This is a genomic window from Vibrio sp. SG41-7 (assembly GCF_014164465.1).
In the GTDB taxonomy this organism is placed as follows: Bacteria; Pseudomonadota; Gammaproteobacteria; order Enterobacterales; family Vibrionaceae; genus Vibrio; species Vibrio splendidus.
On sequence record NZ_JACJFF010000022.1, the window covers coordinates 1 to 17612 of the forward strand.

The following is a 17612-nucleotide window of genomic DNA, read 5'->3' on the forward strand; positions in this document are numbered from 1 at the left end:
ACCGGAGCAGAAGCTGCTGCAAGTAGGCCAAGAGTTAAAAGTGATTTACGCATAATGGAACTCTCTATGTTTAAAATAAGTAACCCGCTAATCCGTGCGTGTTTGTGCCCGGCTTACCGGTAGAACGAGTATAGCCATCTGCCATGTGGGTAGCGGCTTGTTCGTGTCGTACTAATACGTGTTTAATTTCAGCAGTTTTAGCATGCAGCGCATCATAGATATCAAGTACAGAACCACCTGGGTAACCAAAGATTTGTTCTACACCCTCTTCAATTAGAGACTGCACCACCATCTCTGCGCCGGATAACATTTCAGCGCCGGATGACATGGCTGTTTCAGGTTTTGTTGTCATATTGCTCTCCTCACCAGTTTCCAACCATATTTGGTGAACATGTTGGGCTGGTTTTTCATAGTCTAGGGCTTATTCGTAGCCTAATTCGAAATACTTCCACTTTTTCGGCTATGGCTGTCTGTCGTGATAACAACAAACAGTAATACGAAACAACTTTAACGCTTTATTATCATCTGGTCTAACACCTGTTATCCGATAATTACGTCAAAAAACCAACTATTAGCTGAAAGCATTAAATAAAACCCAAACCAAACCCAATAGTTAGATTTAAAAACCAATTAACACCTAAAAAAAAGAGCTTAATATTCAAATGAATCACGGTTTATCGATTAATTACGCCCTTATTGGTGTGCGCTTTCGCACATTGTGCTGTGTCGGCAGGCATAAAAAATCCCCCTAAAAATGCAATCACATTCGTAGGGGGATTTTTAAACAACTGAAAATTTATCTAAGCAGAAAACTACTTATCTTTAGGCTTTTCATTGTACATTTCTTCGATTTCGTCTTGATACTTATCGTTGATAACTTTACGACGCAATTTTTGAGTAGGTGTCAGTTCGCCATCATCCATAGAAAATGCTTTTGGCAGCAACTTGAATTTCTTCACTTGCTCAAACTTAGCTAGCTCTTGCTGTAAGTCATTCACGCGTTTCTCTAGCATCTCGACAATCTGGTGATGTTTAACAAGCTCAACACGGTCGTGATACTTGATATTCAGCTCTTTGGCATACTCTTCTAGAGAGTCATAACAAGGAACGATCAGCGCAGAAACGAATTTGCGCGTATCAGCGATAACGGCAATCTGTTCGATAAAGTGATCTTTACCAATCGCGCCTTCAACCACTTGCGGTGCAATATACTTACCGCCAGAGGTCTTCATCAATTCTTTAATACGATCAGTAATGAACAGGTTACCATTTTCATCAAAATGTCCCGCATCACCAGTCTTTAGGAAACCGTGCTCGTCAAACGTCTTAGCCGTCTCTTCTGGCATCTTGTAGTAGCCACGCATCACCATTGGACCACGAACAAGAATCTCGTCCTTAGCACCAATTTTTACTTCAGCGCCCGGCATCGACATACCAATCGAATCAGGGTTAAAACAACGGTCATCCCAGCACGATACTGTTGCCGTGGTTTCTGTCATGCCGTAGCCAAGTTTAACGTTGATACCAATCGCGTGGAAGAAGCGACCAATGGTTTCATCAAGCTTCGCGCCACCACATGGCATGAAGTTGATGTTACCGCCTAATAGAGCTCGCAGTTTAGATAACACAAGTTTATCGGCAAGCGCATGGCTCTTCTTCAGCATGAATGATGGTGTGCGACCTTCTTGGTGACAAACTGAAAGCTTCGCTCCCATGTTCACGGCCCAAGTAAAGAGGACTTTACGGATAAACGGTGCTTTAGACACTTTCTCGTGAATCGCTGAGAATATCTTCTCGTAGAAACGAGGAACTGCAGACATAACTGTTGGCTTAACATCACTCAGCGCATCACGCACTTGCATTGTGTCTTGCAGGTAACAGTTGGTTGCGCCTTTATAAAGGACATAGAAAGTCCAAGCACGCTCAAATACATGTGATAAAGGTAAGAAACACAATGAGACGTCGTCTTTGCTTAAGCTAAGGCGCTCATCATGGCCTTTTAGTTGATAGCCAACGTTCGTGTAATCAAGCATTACGCCTTTTGGCTGGCCTGTTGTACCAGAGGTATAGATAAGCGTCAGTAAGTCATCCATACAGGCATCCGCAAGACGAACATCAAGTTCAGCTTGCTGATCTTCAACACCACGAGCCATGAATTCTTTCCAAGAGACGGCAAAGCGATGTCCTTGCAGATCGATATCATCAGACATCGCCACAACAACTTCTAGCTGTTCACACTCTTCAAAAAGGCTAACCGCCGCATCAAATTGAGCTTGCTCGCCAACGAATAAGATCTTCACATCCGCATTTTGGATAATGTAAGAAGACTGCGCCGCTGTGTTGGTTGGGTAGATTGGTACCGTTACAAGACGCGCTTGTAAAGATGCAAAATCTGCCACAGTCCACTGAGGCATATTGTTCGAAAAGATACCGATCTTATCCTGAACTCTCAGTCCGTGAGCCAACAGTGCTAATGAAAGCGTATCGATTTGTTGTCCAAACTGTTCCCAGCTAATACCTTGCCATACATTGTCGACTTTATGCTTCAAAGCTGTACGGTTGCCGCCTTGGGCAATTTGGTCACGAAGTCTTTTTACGATATGAAAATCTAAATTGGCCATCTCTTTACCTTTGGCTTACACCTGTAAGCTTTTTTGAGCGCACAAGTGTACCTCTGATCATGGAAAAGGCAACTGATGAAGCTCAAAGTTATAAGTAATAGTACGTCTCACGCTAAGTTTTCTATCAACAAAAATAGCAGGTACAAAAAAGCCCCAAGCCAGACTCCCAGCTTAGGGCTTACAAATCATAGGGATTAGTGCTTAGTTAAGCGCCACGACTTCGCCACAGATCATCATTAACTGATCTCGTAACCAAATGTGTCCTTTATCCTTTTCACTTGATTCGTGCCAGCTTAGGAAGCCAGAAATTGCCGCATTATCGAATGGGAAATCTAGAATCTGAAGCTGATCTTTGTTCGCGGCATGCTCAACCATCCAACGAGGTGCAATCGTCACAAGCTCAGATTGACCAACAACGTAAAGTACGTTGCTTAAGCTCGTACCTTCGTAGAAAGGCGTGCAATCTAGGTCACGGTAAGCTTGCTCTGAGAAGCTGCGTTGACCATGGATGCGAGACAGTTTTGCGTGCTTTTCGTTAAGCAGCTCTGCCGCTGAAACTTCACCATTGATACGTGGGTGAGAAGCAGAAGCAACAACAACTAATTCGTCTTGGAAGATCTCAGTGCTTGAAAAGCCCTGCTCATCAAAACGAGCGTAATCAATAACGAAGTCGATTTCTTGGTAGCGCATACGCTCAGAAAGTTGACGATCGAATTCTGCATCCATGTGCAGTTTAACGCTCGGTGCTTGGTCGTTGATTGTCGACATGATCTTAGGTGCAAAACGCATGTCACAAGGGCTACAAATCGCAAGTTTGAACAGACGAGAAGACGACTCTGGAGAGAACACAGAACTTGGCAGTTCATTGCGTACTAACTGCAGTGCTTGGCGGATTGGACCAAACAACTGACGAGCACGTTGAGTCGGCTGAATACCACGACCTTGACGCATGAATAGTTCGTCGTTAAACATCACTTTTAGACGAGCAACAGCGTTACTTACAGCAGGCTGAGACATACCCAGATTATGAGCTGCACGTGTAATGTTTTGCTCTTGCATAACTGCATCAAATACAGTCAAAAGATTTAAGTCGACTCCACGAAGTGTGCTTTCCATTCTGTAGCTTGCAATAGCACTCATTGCGTCTTTTTTCTCTAACATTCAAGTTGCCTCTTGTCGGTTCGACAGCGTTAAATTGGTAATGGTATAGGAATAGATAACCACTAATTCTTATATTTATCAGACCGATGTTTTTCGGATTACCATTACTATTAACCAATAAATCTCGAGCTACCAACAAGATTGATAAAGAATAATTTTATTTTACCTTAATGATTAAATAACATCTAAAAATCAATTATTTATAGAGTTATAAAAAAACATAAAATGCATCACTTATGAGTTTCATTTCGACTTATTTAGCTGTTCTATCGTTTGGTTACATTTGTTACAATTTATTGAACCCATGAATTGTTTGGCTGGTTGATTCAGAAATAACACTTATGAGTTAAGTGAGCGATGCATAACTAGGAAAATCTACCTTGTCCCAAAGTTGCTTTCTCAAGTCATCTTGGTTGGACCAATTGCCCGCTAACACCCACTCAACAAGTGCACTTGCCACGTCGGGATAAGTGACCACTTCTGCCTGTTTTTCACCGAGCCAACCACGCAAGGTAGCCATGTCTAAAAAGGTCATAGTTTGAGCTAACCCAAGAGCCTCTAGCGTCGCCACATTGCTCTGTTGTTCGAACTGCCCTTCGAGTGGTTTAAGAAGCAATTTCTTCCCCAAAGTTAAGGCTTCCGATGGCAATTCAAAGCCGCCATTCGCAACCACACCAGAGCACTGATTGAGGTCGAATTGGAAGCCAGCATGACTGAGTGGTTTGAACTCAATATTTTCGACTCGACTGTGCTCAATGACATTCGGGTGATAACAGACAAAGTTGTGCGAAATGAACTTCATCAACAGCTCTGAGATCGACTCAAGATCCTCAAACGGCAAATAGACCAACGTAAAGTCTTGTGCTGTTTTGGTTTGTTGATCACCAGCCAGCGTGTGAACGATAGGCGGCAATATCGGTTGTTCAAAGTGATACCAATGCAAACCAATAGAGTGCTCGGTTGGGGCGAAATGTTGAATCACTGAATATTCAATCCAGTTACCCCCTTCTTTGGGTACATCATAGCGGAACGCATTCTGATGGCTTATGCCAATGCATGGCACACCTTGCCTCTTAGCTGCCCATGCCGTCACAGGCTCAAAATCATTAATCACTAAGTCATAAGGCGTCAGATCGATCTGATTAATCTCACTAAGAAATCGCCAGATGTTGTTCTTGAAGAATGTCTTGCCGTATTTAACCTGCCCCTGCTCACTGTAAAAAGTTAAGCCGCTGCGGGTCTGATAATTACCAAACGCTTCCATCGAGAAGTACTTGCTCTCGTCTCGCCCAGAGAACAGAAAGTCGACATCGATATTTTGCTGACGAAAAGCCACAGCCATTGCTCTCGCTCGAGCGATGTGCCCATTCCCTGTGCCTTGTACGCCATATAAAATTTTCATGCATGTTCCTTTATGTTTGCCACTTAAGCTCGGCAGTGGTTGTTGCCAACAAAATGATTACAGGATGAAGCTGATAGCAAGGCTAGTACAAGCGATGCCCAAGGCTGCGCCAATCAGTACGTCCGTTAAAAAGTGCACACCAAGTAGGATTCGAGAGCCAGCAATCGCTGCCGCCCAAATCAGGCTAAAGAGATATAAACTCGGATAGAAATGTCCGATTAGAGTCGCCATAACAAAAGCCGCAGCGGAATGCCCAGAAGGCAGGCTGTATTTATCAGATGGCACAATATGGGAGTAAAGCAATGAAGAGAATTCAGCGGGTCTGCGACGCTTGAGGGTATTTTTGGCAAACCAGTAAATAGGTAACTCGATTGCAAAGGCAGTTAAGCCCACCAATAGAAAATCTCGACCGGTGTAACTGTCAGCCAGTAGTGCAACCAAAGCAATCAAAACGTAAAGGTGTCCATCTCCAGTATGAGACACCGCCTTACTGAGTGTCGCCTGTTGTCCGCTATAACGGCTCTTTAAACAGAAAACAGAAAATGCCACATCCCAGCGGACAATAGGTTCGATAGTACGCATACAATCTCCTTAACAATCCTTATTCAGTTAAGGCTCAAGTTATGCTCCTGAAATGACAGTTAAGTGACGTTTTGAATGAACTAAAATGAATTTTGAGGCAAATTGACCGCTTTCGCTAAGCAAGCTGATGGGGCCTAGAAACTGCCGATAAAAATAAAGCGACCCAAGGCCGCTTTATTCTTCTATGTTTTTACTTCTTTATATAAGCAAGCAAACGCTACTTCTATCGTGTTAATGATAATAGTGCTCACTAATGATAATAGCGCTAAAGGTTATAGCACTAAAAATTATAGCGCTAATGGCTCATGCTTTTTCACCAAACCAAAGTCCGCCAGTATCGCGTAGGCCGCAGGGATCATAAACAGCACCAGTAAGGTCGAGGCAAATATGCCGAACACGATCGAAATAACCAGAGGTTGAATAACCTGAGCCTGCAAGCTGGTTTCAGTCAACAGCGGGAGTAAACCAGCTGCGGTCGTCATTGAGGTCAAGAATACCGCACGGAAACGCTCGCGACTGGCTTTCACTACCGAGTCGTGCACGCTATCTCCCTCATCGACATGGTGACGAATGTACTGCACCAACAAGATGGAATCATTTACCACAATACCGGCAAGCGACACAAAGCCCATCATGCTTGGCATACTCAAAGAGTGGCCAAGTATCCAGTGACCAACCACCACCCCAATAAAGGCGAGTGGAATCGCCAACATCACGACCACAGGCTCTAAGTAGCTTCTGAACTGATAGCTAAGAATCGCAAACACACCGAATAAGCCAAGCAAGAACCCTTTGCCCATCGAAGCGCCCGTCTTAGCCGCATCTTTAGCTTCCCCTTCGAAATCAAAGCGTAAACCCGGGTACTTCTGAATAAGTTTGGCGGCTTCATCTTTTTGGAACTGAGCCAAAATCGCGGATGAACTCGCTTTCTTATTATCAATATCACCAAAGATACTGATGGTTCTTAAGCCATCGATGCGCTGGATTCGTACGTAGTTACGTTGAAAATCTAACGTTGCCAATGTCGCCAGCGGGATCTGGCTACCATCTGCGGTAATGATCGGGAAGTTAGCCAGCTGCTGTATGTCGCCCGCTTGTTCCTTATCAAGACGCACTTCGATCGAGATGTTCTCAACACCGATTTGAATCTCATCCGCAGTTTGCCCAAAGAAAGCCGCTCGTAATTGGGACGCAATCATCTGCCCATTCACATTGTAGGTTTCGGCTCCTGGGCGAAGTTTAACTAAGATTTCTTCCTTACCCATTCGCATGTCATCAAGCACACCATGCACCCCGTCAAACTGATTGAGGTACTCCTGAATATCTAAAGAAGCAGACTTCAATTCAGCCAGATCATCATGCTTGGCACGGATCTCGATAGCACGGCCACCCGGCCCCATAGTGGGTTGTTTAAAGACTAACGAGATAGGATCAGCCAAATCGCCGATGTCTTCCCGCCATGCATCAATAAAATCATCGATAACCGTGTTGCGGCTCTCTGCACCGCGTAAGTCTAGGCGCACAGTGGCTAAGTGTGGGCCTGATTCATTGGCGTCTGCGTTGGCATTGAATTGGCTGGTGATATGCTCAACCAATTTATTACCGTCCTCAACCTCTTCGCTCCATTGCTCATTCAAACGCTCAGCAGAAGCGACAATTTTGTCGACGACTCTCTCGGTTTGAGACAATGATGCGCCCGGCGGAAGAATGATACGCGCCTCGGCAATATCACCATCAAGCTCAGGGAAAGGTTGAAACTTAACAACGCCACCAGCAATCAAGGCTACCGAAAGCAACAGCAGGGTAAGCACTCCGCCCATAAAGGCGTAGCGGAATGTCACCACTTTCTCAACCATGTTCATCAAAGTGGTATTACGAAAGTTCTCAAACTTCTCTAACAACACCACTTTAAAGCGCAGCGCTGGCTTATCATTCTTTTCTTTGTGTAATGAATGAGACAAGTGATTAGGCAAAATCAGGAAGGCTTCAATCAAGCTCAACGACAGCACTAATATCAATACTTGAGGAACAGCCTTAAGCACCGCGCCCATTTCCCCATCGAGAAACAGCAAGCTACCGAAAATACACACTGTAGTTAAGAAAGAAGATAAGACTCCGGGAAGCACTTTCTTAACGCCGTTGTACACCGCATCATCAACGTTTTGCCCCCGATCTAAATGAGACGCTATCGATTCGGCAATCACGATGGCGTCATCCATCATGATACCAATCGCCATCAACAGTCCGACCAGCGACATAATGTTAATCGACAAACCTAAGTTCGCCATTAAGAACAAGCCACCAAGGAAGGCAACCGGTAAGCCAGCTGCAACCCAGAATGAATAGCGTAAGCTGAAGAACAGCCACATGGTGGCAAATACCAACACAATACCTTGCCAGCCATTGCGAACCATCATGGTAAGGCGATCCCACAGCACAGAGGAGAGATCGTTGGTCATTTGTAGTGTCACGCCATCAGGAGCAATCGCGCTTTGATCTTCAACGAATCTCGTCACGTTCTCTTTGATTCGTAACGCATCATCGTCTTTATTCTTACTAATTTTCAACAGAGCCGATGGCTTGCCATCAAACAACACCTTCTGTTCATCAAGCTCAAAGCGATCGGTTATTTTTGCAATATCCCTGAGACGGATCACTGATCCATTAGACGCAGAGCCAACCACGATGCTTTCCAGCTCAACCGGTGTAATTCGTCTTTCATCAAAACGAATCAGAAAATTCTTGTCTGGTGTTTCAACGTTACCGCTTGGCAGTTTTACATTCTGACGGCCAATCTGGTCTGCGATATCACCGACACTCAAACCCAGTTGGCGAATCGCTTGAGTATCCAGTTCAACGCGGTATTGATGATCAGAGAAGCCGCTAACATCGACCAGTGAAACATCATAATCAAGCTTCATGATACGTTTGAGGTCTTCAGCGTAGGCCTTAAGCTCCGGCCACGACGTTTCTGCTGTGATGGCGATATCAACAACCGGTTCATTCCAATCCAGTTCTTGAACAACAGGCGATTCAATCTCAGTTGGGAAATCATTGATCGAGTTGATTTGAGTTTGCACATCCACCAGCATTCGACCGATATCCGCTTTCTCATTCAACTTCAGGATTAGACGTGCGCTACCTTCGATGGCTTCACACTGAGTCTCTTCAATGTTAGCTAGGCCATCGACGGCATCTTCCATTCGCACACACAAGCTCTCTTCCACTTCTTGTGGTGATGCACCAGGATAAACGATGGCCGCCATAATATAAGGCGGATCATAAGCGGGGAAGGTTTCACGCTTGATGGTTGATAATGAGCTTATACCCATGATCAATAACCCAAGCATCAACAAGTTTGCAGCTGTTGGGTGCCTAGAAAAGAACTTGATCATGACGCACTCTCCTGAGTATCCGATTCAAGCTTAGCCTCTTCAGAGTTCGACTCTTTCAGTAACATGCCTTCGATAGCTGGCAGGACGTCATTAAGAACCAATTTATCTCCCGTTTGTAGCTCGCCACTCACAACCACTTGGTTATCTCTGCGATAAAGCACTTCAACACTCACTACTTGCAAGCGCTGATTGTCATCCATCAGGTAAACCTTATCACCGTGCAGTGCTCGCTCAGGAACCACCCAACTTAGATTCGCGACACCCTCAATCTCAGCTTTTACGAACATACCGTTGACCAAAGGGGTCGCATTGCTTGGCTGCAGTTGTGAATAGTCTTGAGCAATCTCGAGAATAATTCCGGCTGTCGCTTGGTTTTCATCAACCGTCTCACTGATTCTTGCCACCTTCGCAGGCCAACTCAGGTTCAGGTTGCCGCTGTTAAGTTGAATCGTCGCTTTGATTGGCGCTTCATAAGGATTAGGGATCCCTGCAGCATCGCGAGGGAATTGATTAAAGCTCGAGGCTAAAGTTTGCATATCGTGAATAGAAAGTTGCGCCTCCACTTCCATGACATTAATTCCGTGAGCAACAAACATCTCTTGCTGAAGATTAACCACTTGATTTTGTTCGATATCAACTTGAGCAATTCTCATCGCTCTTGGCAAAATGATGGTGGTCTTATCGAGAGAGCGCTGCGCCTCTTTCACTTTAGATACATTGACCTTAATCACCGCTTCCGCAACACGTTTTTCATCTGGCATTAAAGCGATTTGGTTCGCGATATCTAGCACTAGCTTCTGTTGAGATAAAGCACTTTGTTGTTGCAGGTCGACATCCGATTGAGAAGTCAGCCCTTTCTTACGCAGATCTTGTTTACGTTGTAGCTCTTTGTTGCTGATCACTAAGCGATTCTTTTCGATCTTAAGAGTCTGATTCAGGTTGTCTTCTTCTTGATTCAATTTCGCTAATGAGGTTTGGCTTGATTTTAGATCCGCCTCTGCTTGTATCAGTTTCAATTCGTAATCCAATGGATCAACCTTGAGCACGACCGTTCCGGCGGGGATCACCTGACCTTTCTCAAGATCCGGATGGCGATAAACGATCTGCCCTGTTACCTCGGCAATCGCTTTCCATTCGACTTTCGGCACCACTTTGCCAAAGCCAACCGCTAACGGTGCTATCAGTTGTTGCTCTAGGCTTACTGTATCAACTAAGCGAGCTCTATCACCCGCGGGCTTGGTTGGAAGATCCGGCTTCAAGTTAATCGCAACAACAAGGCCAATGACACCAACCGCAAGTGCTGGAAAGAAGAGTAGTTTTTTATTTATTTTCATTATCTTTGGTCCTGCACTGAAGAAGGGCTAGGCGTGTTTATAAAGCCTTCTGTCATCAATTGAATGTTGTGTTCGATTAAACGGTTAAGAAATTCTTCATTAATCTCAATACCATGGATTGCTAATAGAGGGGGCGGCGCAATGAACGGAAATACCATCAAGCTTATATACGACACGCGACAGAGCTTGGGATCCATCTCTTTTCTTAAGACACCTTGTGCCACCAACTTTTCAAAAATGACATCTTGGGCTGGCTTGGCCACATCGAGGAAAACCTTTTCGAGCAACTCTCTTTGCACTTCAGAGGGAGGCATATTCATTACTTGGGCAATCAAGCGAGGAAACTTGGGCACCTTGACCATCTCTTTGTAGTAAGTCCGCATTAGATCAAGAAAGTTCTCATGACTGCTTTCTTCAACCAACCTTTGCATCTGCAATTGCATCGGTCGTAGGGTTTCACGTAGCATCGCCTCAAATAACCCAGCCTTACTGCCAAAGTAATAACGGATCATCGCAATGTTCACACCCGCACGATCAGCAATCAGACGTGTCGAGACCTTGTCGTATGGCTGAACAACAAACAGATCGCGAGCATGCTCAATCAATAACTGTCGAACATCTAAGTTCTGTTGAGGTCGCCCCGCTTTTCGTGCCGTCATGGCCAAAATCCATCTCTATAATTAATCATCCGATTAATTATAGAGATAAACAGGCGTAACAGTAGAAGATTAATTACTCACTATTTAATCAAGTGATTAATTAATTGGGTCACGCTTGTAATTTTTTTGGTGAATCGTTCCATCAAAAAGATTTACTACAAAGTTTTAACCTACACATCGACCAAACGATAAACTAACCCGCCAATACAAAACCACCAATCAGTCGATTTAGCCAACTAAAGAACAAAAAACAGCACAAACCAAACCAAAACACTGCCAATGTACGCTGATATTGGATTTTCTTGTTTGACGCTCAGAATAAATTGCGGTAAATATGGTGTTAACAGTTTATTTACGGATATTTGTGTAATGATTTTTTCTTCTTCTCTACTGCTGAAACTTCTCCTTATCGTGAACCAATCGCGCGGGTAAGTTGTGGGTCAAGAACTACACAAATATTAAAACCCGCACTGAGCGGGTTTTTTTGTAACTGGCACTTTTAAAAGAACATCATTCTTAATAATAATTTGGATAGCAATCGATTCATTATCGATATAAGGAAGCACCCATGAACGATCAAGTAATAATTTTTGATACTACCTTACGTGACGGCGAGCAAGCATTGGCTGCAAGCCTTACGGTAAAAGAGAAGTTACAGATCGCTTATGCTCTTGAGAGACTGGGTGTCGATGTTATCGAAGCTGGCTTCCCTATCTCTTCGCCAGGTGATTTTGAGTCTGTACAAACCATCGCTAAACACATCAAAGACAGCCGTATTTGTGCACTTTCTCGTGCCGTAGCGAAAGATATCGACGCCGCTGCAGAAGCGCTTAAAGTTGCTGACCAGTTCCGTATTCATACCTTCATTTCAACATCAACAGTTCACGTACAAGACAAATTACGCCGCAGCTACGACGATGTTGTCGAGATGGCAGTGAAAGCCGTCAAGCACGCTCGTAACTATACCGATGATGTTGAATTCTCTTGTGAAGATGCCGGTCGTACCCCTATCGACAACCTATGTCGTATGGTTGAAGCCGCGATTAACGCAGGCGCTAAAACCATCAATATTCCAGACACAGTGGGCTATACAGTACCGAATGAGTTTGGTGGCATTATCAAAACGCTATTTGACCGCGTACCAAACATCGACCAAGCGATCATCTCTGTTCACTGTCACGATGACTTAGGTATGTCGGTTGCAAACTCAATCGCTGCTGTGCAAGCGGGCGCTCGCCAAATTGAAGGCACAATCAATGGTATTGGCGAACGTGCAGGTAACTGTTCTTTAGAAGAAATCGCAATGATCATCAAAACTCGTCAAGAGCTTTTGGGTGTTCACACCGGCTTGGATCATAAAGAGATTCACCGTACCAGTAAGTTGGTAAGTCAGCTTTGCCACATGCCAATTCAAGACAACAAAGCAATCGTCGGTGCTAACGCATTCAGCCACTCTTCAGGTATTCACCAAGATGGCATGCTAAAGAACAAGAACACTTACGAGATCATGACGCCTGAGTCTATTGGCTTGAAAAATAAAGCCTTAAACCTAACAAGCCGTAGTGGCCGAGCGGCTGTTAAGAGCCACATGGACGCGATGGGTTATAAAGATAATGAGTACAACCTAGATTCATTGTACGAAGATTTCTTGAAGCTTGCTGACCGTAAAGGGCAAGTGTTCGATTACGACCTAGAAGCACTAATGCACTTCGCGAATCTACGTGACGAAGATGACTTCTATAAACTTAACTACCTAAGCGTACAATCTGGTAGTGTTATGTCTACCACCAGCATCAAGCTGCAATGTGGTGATGAAGAGAAATGCGAAGCCGCTGTCGGCAATGGCCCTGTTGATGCTTTATACCAATGTATCTACCGCTTAACAGGCTACGAGATCGCGTTGGATAAGTTCGACCTAACTGCAAAAGGTGAAGGCGAAGATGGCTTAGGTCAAGCGGATATCATAGCTAACTATAAAGGCCGTAAGTACCACGGTACGGGCGTTTCAACCGATATCGTTGAAGCTTCTGGTCAAGCGTTGCTACACGTTATCAATAGCATTCAACGCGCAGACACTATTGCTGAAATGAAGCAGCAAAAATTCGCGACAGTTTAAGACCCCAATAACAGAGCCCTAGAGCCGATGTTGTTGGCTTTAGGGACAAAATTTAAAACGAGCCAAACAGCTCAGTAACAAGAATTAAAGGATTAACATGACAGATAAATCATACAAAATTGCCGTACTACCTGGTGATGGCATTGGCCCAGAAGTAATGCAACAAGCACACAAAGTGCTAGACGCGATTGAAAAGAAACACGCAATTAGCTTTTCTCGCGAAGAGTATGATGTTGGTGGTATCGCAATTGATAACCACGGCTGTCCACTTCCAGAAGCAACAGTTGCAGGTTGTGAAGAATCTGACGCGGTACTTTTTGGCTCTGTCGGCGGCCCTAAGTGGGAACACCTGCCACCAAACGACCAACCTGAACGTGGTGCCCTCCTTCCGCTACGTAAACACTTCCAACTGTTCTGTAATCTACGTCCTGCACAAATTCACAAGGGTTTAGAGTCTTTCTCTCCTCTACGTGCTGATATCTCTGGAAACGGGTTCGACATCGTTGTTGTTCGTGAACTAACAGGCGGTATCTACTTCGGTCAACCTAAAGGTCGTGAAGGCGAAGGCGCAACTGAAAAAGCGTTTGATACTGAGGTTTACCACCGTTACGAAATCGAACGCATTGCAAAGATTGCTTTTGAATCTGCTCGTCTACGTAACAAAAACGTTTACTCAATCGATAAAGCGAACGTTCTACAAAGCTCTATCCTATGGCGTGAAGTGGTTGAAGAAGTCGCGAAAGACTACCCAGATGTGAAACTGAACCACATGTACATCGATAACGCGACCATGCAGCTAATCAAAGATCCATCTCAGTTTGACGTGATGCTTTGTTCGAACATCTTCGGTGACATCATTTCTGATGAATGTGCAATGATCACGGGTTCTATGGGCATGCTTCCTTCTGCAAGCTTAAACGAAAGCAACTTCGGCTTATACGAACCAGCAGGTGGCAGCGCACCAGATATCGCCGGTAAAAACATCGCGAACCCAGTAGCGCAAATTCTTTCTGCAGCGCTAATGCTTCGTTACAGCCTAGGCGAAGAAGCCGCAGCGCAAGACATCGAAACAGCGGTATCTAAAGCACTTTCTGCAGGCGAGCTAACCGCTGACCTTGCAGGCAAAAACCAAGCGCTGACTACCTCTGAAATGGGTGACAAGATCGCTGAGTACATCTTAGCTTCATAAGCTAGATGCTTAGATTAGAAGCAAGTACATAAGAATAATATCAAGCCAAGTCAGCTTAAATAGCATGACTTGGCTCGAAACAAACACTGGGACTGATGCTCCCAAGGAAGAAAAGCTATGTCGACAAACCAGCAAGCAAAAACCTTATATGAAAAAGTTTATGACGCTCACGTTGCGGTTGCAGCGAAAGGCGAAACACCAATTCTTTATATCGATCGCCACTTAGTCCACGAAGTAACGTCGCCACAAGCCTTTGATGGCCTGCGTGAAAAAGGTCGTAAAGTTCGCCAAGTAGGCAAAACTTTTGCGACCATGGATCACAACGTATCGACACAAACCAAAGACATCAACGCTTCTGGTGAGATGGCTCGTATCCAAATGGAAACGCTATCGAAGAACTGTGAAGAGTTTGGTGTCACGCTTTACGACCTAAACCACAAATACCAAGGCATTGTGCACGTAATGGGCCCTGAGCTAGGTATCACGCTACCGGGCATGACCATCGTATGTGGTGACTCACACACGGCTACACACGGTGCATTTGGTTCTCTTGCATTCGGTATCGGTACTTCTGAAGTTGAGCACGTTCTAGCAACGCAAACGCTAAAACAAGCTCGCGCTAAAACCATGAAGATTGAAGTAAAAGGTCAAGTAGCAGAAGGTATTACAGCAAAAGATATCGTACTGGCGATCATCGGCAAAACAACGGCTGCTGGTGGTACTGGCTACGTGGTTGAATTCTGTGGTGAGGCAATTACTGACCTTACAATGGAAGGTCGTATGACGGTATGTAACATGGCAATCGAGCTAGGCGCTAAAGCAGGCTTAATCGCTCCAGATGCAACAACATACGAATACATCAAAGGCCGTAAGTTCTCTCCACAAGGCGAAGACTTAGAAGCGGCAATTGAATACTGGAACACATTGAAAACCGATGCTGATGCAGAGTTCGATGCTGTTGTAACGCTAGAAGCGGCTGACATCAAACCACAAGTCACTTGGGGTACTAACCCAGGTCAGGTGATCTCAGTAGACACACCAATCCCTGCACCAGAAAGCTTCGCAGACCCTGTTGAAAAAGCATCGGCTGAAAAAGCGCTAGCTTACATGGGACTTGAAGCGGGTAAATCTCTATCTGATTACAACGTCGATAAAGTTTTCGTGGGTTCTTGTACTAACTCTCGTATCGAAGACATGCGCGCAGCAGCAGCGGTAGCAAAAGGCCGCCAAGTAGCGAAACATGTTCAAGCATTGATCGTTCCGGGTTCTGAGCAAGTAAAAGCGCAAGCTGAAGCTGAAGGCCTAGATAAGATCTTCATCGAAGCAGGCTTTGAATGGCGCCTACCAGGCTGCTCTATGTGTCTTGCAATGAACAATGACCGTTTAGGTCCACAAGAGCGCTGTGCTTCTACATCAAACCGTAACTTTGAAGGTCGCCAAGGCCGTGATGGTCGTACGCACCTAGTTAGCCCAGCAATGGCAGCCGCAGCGGCAATCGCTGGTCACTTTGTCGATATTCGTGAACTTTAATTAGAGGATTTAACATGTCAGGTTTTCAACAACACACCGGATTAGTCGTTCCTCTAGATACGGCCAACATCGATACTGATGCGATCATTCCAAAGCAGTTTCTACAGAAAGTGAACCGTATCGGTTTTGGTAAGCACTTATTCCACGATTGGCGCTTCCTTGATGATGCAGGCCAGCAACCAAACCCTGAGTTTGTAATGAATGCACCACGCTATAAAGGCGCTTCAATTCTCCTAGCTCGTGAAAACTTTGGTTGTGGTTCATCTCGTGAACATGCACCTTGGGCGCTTGCAGATTACGGTATTCAAGTGATGATCGCGCCAAGCTTTGCAGATATTTTCTACGGTAACTCGATCAACAACCAAATGGTTCCCGTTCGTCTTACTGATCAAGAAGTTGATGAGATTTTCCAATTCGTTGAAGCGAATGAAGGTGCTGAGATCGACGTTGATTTAGAAGCAATGACAGTCAGTGCTAATGGAAAAGAGTACTCATTTGAAATTGATGAGTTCCGTCGTCACTGTTTGCTGAATGGTCTAGATAACATCGGCCTAACGCTTCAACACGCAGATAAGATTTCAGAGTTTGAAGCTAAGATTCCTAGCTTTCTGAAATAGCATCACACAGTTTTGTGTACATATAAAAGGTTGGCCTAGTGCCAACCTTTTTTATTTGGCTGAGCTTTTAGCTTAACTTAATGTGCTTATTAGGCTCATCCCTTTATTTTGATCAGTTCCGCTATTTAACTGAAGAGCTATGAAAGAAAATCGTAAAGCATAAGGTCTTAATAGTCAGTCATCAGGAGAATGCCATGAAACAACTACTTTTTATTGTCAGCCTACTTTTCTCAACCTTAGCTTGGTCTGCGCCTAAATCTGATCTTTGGCCATACTGGAACCAAAGCAATGAAACCAACCAAGAACAGGTATCTCATCAAGACTGGCAGCAATTTATCGATAACTACTTAGTTAAACAAGGGCAAAACACCCTAGTTCGCTATCAAGCTGTGAGCACTGCAGATAAGACAAAGCTCAAGCAATACATCAAGAGGCTAGAGCAGTTGAATCCACTCGACTACTCAAAAGCGGAACAATATGCCTACTGGGTTAATCTATATAACGCCGTGACTGTCGATCTAATTCTCAATGCTTACCCAATAAAATCCATCACCAAGCTCGGCGGACTGTTTAGTTTTGGACCGTGGGGAGATGATGTAGTGAAGGTAAATGGGAAGTCGCTAACACTCAATGATATTGAACATCGAATCTTAAGACCGATTTGGCAAGATCCACGTACGCATTATGCAGTGAATTGTGCGAGTTTGGGTTGCCCTAACTTGCAGCCTGAAGCTTTTACCTCTGACAATACTGCAGCCTTGTTGGAACAAGCTGCTAGTGATTTTGTAAATAGCGATAAGGGCGTGTTGATTGGAAACAACAAACTACAACTATCATCGATTTACGATTGGTTTGCTGTGGATTTTGGTACAGAGAAACAACTCATTCAACACTTAGACCAGTATCGAACAAAGCCGGTGACGAACACTGAAAAAATCAGTTATGACTATGATTGGTCGCTTAACCAAGCAAATTAGCTCTAACGCTAAAGTTCATTACTAAAGCA

General features: G+C 44.6%; 12 protein-coding genes and 1 pseudogene. 5 read left to right on the forward strand and 8 right to left on the reverse strand.

Annotated elements, in window-relative coordinates; all coding sequences use genetic code 11:
• Positions 1 to 106: 106 nt before the first annotated feature.
• The 8 genes and pseudogenes from H5300_RS08420 to H5300_RS08455 all read right to left on the reverse strand — a co-directional run.
• Positions 107 to 352 (reverse strand): annotated as a pseudogene (locus H5300_RS08420) (thiamine pyrophosphate-binding protein); the annotation flags it as partial.
• A gap of 460 nt (positions 353 to 812) precedes the next feature.
• Entirely contained in the window at positions 813 to 2621 is a 1809-nt protein-coding gene (locus tag H5300_RS08425) for a long-chain fatty acid--CoA ligase (protein WP_004735877.1), read from the reverse strand.
• Positions 2622 to 2822: 201 nt separating this feature from the next.
• Positions 2823 to 3782 (reverse strand): transcriptional regulator LeuO, encoded by a 960-nt coding sequence (leuO, locus tag H5300_RS08430; protein ID WP_004735878.1) that lies wholly within the window; start codon positions 3780 to 3782, stop codon positions 2823 to 2825.
• Between the two features lie 346 nt (positions 3783 to 4128).
• Positions 4129 to 5184, reverse strand: a complete 1056-nt coding sequence (locus H5300_RS08435) for an MJ1255/VC2487 family glycosyltransferase (protein ID WP_182795774.1) — start codon at positions 5182 to 5184, stop codon at positions 4129 to 4131.
• A gap of 57 nt (positions 5185 to 5241) precedes the next feature.
• Positions 5242 to 5766: a phosphatase PAP2 family protein gene (locus tag H5300_RS08440; protein WP_004735880.1), complete on the reverse strand. Its 525-nt coding sequence runs from the start codon at positions 5764 to 5766 to the stop codon at positions 5242 to 5244.
• 287 nt (positions 5767 to 6053) lie between these two features.
• A complete protein-coding gene (locus H5300_RS08445; RefSeq protein WP_182795775.1) occupies positions 6054 to 9161 on the reverse strand; it encodes an efflux RND transporter permease subunit in 3108 nt (1035 codons plus the stop codon).
• Positions 9158 to 10495, reverse strand: coding sequence for an efflux RND transporter periplasmic adaptor subunit (locus tag H5300_RS08450; protein WP_182795776.1), 1338 nt, complete (start codon positions 10493 to 10495; stop codon positions 9158 to 9160). The genes H5300_RS08445 and H5300_RS08450 overlap by 4 nt, the downstream gene beginning before the upstream one ends.
• Complete coding sequence (locus H5300_RS08455) at positions 10495 to 11154, reverse strand: TetR/AcrR family transcriptional regulator (RefSeq protein ID WP_017077646.1); 660 nt, start codon at positions 11152 to 11154, stop codon at positions 10495 to 10497. The genes H5300_RS08450 and H5300_RS08455 overlap by 1 nt, the downstream gene beginning before the upstream one ends.
• A 568-nt stretch (positions 11155 to 11722) precedes the next feature.
• Here H5300_RS08455 and leuA point away from each other — a divergent pair.
• From leuA to H5300_RS08480, 5 genes are all read left to right on the forward strand, one after another.
• Entirely contained in the window at positions 11723 to 13270 is a 1548-nt protein-coding gene (gene leuA / locus H5300_RS08460) for a 2-isopropylmalate synthase (protein WP_009847816.1), read from the forward strand.
• Positions 13271 to 13367: 97 nt separating this feature from the next.
• Positions 13368 to 14459 (forward strand): 3-isopropylmalate dehydrogenase, encoded by a 1092-nt coding sequence (gene leuB / locus H5300_RS08465; RefSeq protein WP_182795777.1) that lies wholly within the window; start codon positions 13368 to 13370, stop codon positions 14457 to 14459.
• Between the two features lie 117 nt (positions 14460 to 14576).
• Positions 14577 to 15989 (forward strand): 3-isopropylmalate dehydratase large subunit, encoded by a 1413-nt coding sequence (gene leuC, locus H5300_RS08470; RefSeq protein ID WP_004735887.1) that lies wholly within the window; start codon positions 14577 to 14579, stop codon positions 15987 to 15989.
• 14 nt (positions 15990 to 16003) lie between these two features.
• Positions 16004 to 16606 (forward strand): 3-isopropylmalate dehydratase small subunit, encoded by a 603-nt coding sequence (gene leuD / locus H5300_RS08475; RefSeq protein ID WP_004735889.1) that lies wholly within the window; start codon positions 16004 to 16006, stop codon positions 16604 to 16606.
• Positions 16607 to 16800: 194 nt separating this feature from the next.
• The gene (locus H5300_RS08480; RefSeq protein ID WP_182795778.1) at positions 16801 to 17583 is read left to right on the forward strand and encodes a DUF547 domain-containing protein; all 783 of its coding nucleotides are present in this window, start codon (positions 16801 to 16803) and stop codon (positions 17581 to 17583) included.
• Positions 17584 to 17612: the final 29 nt, after the last annotated feature.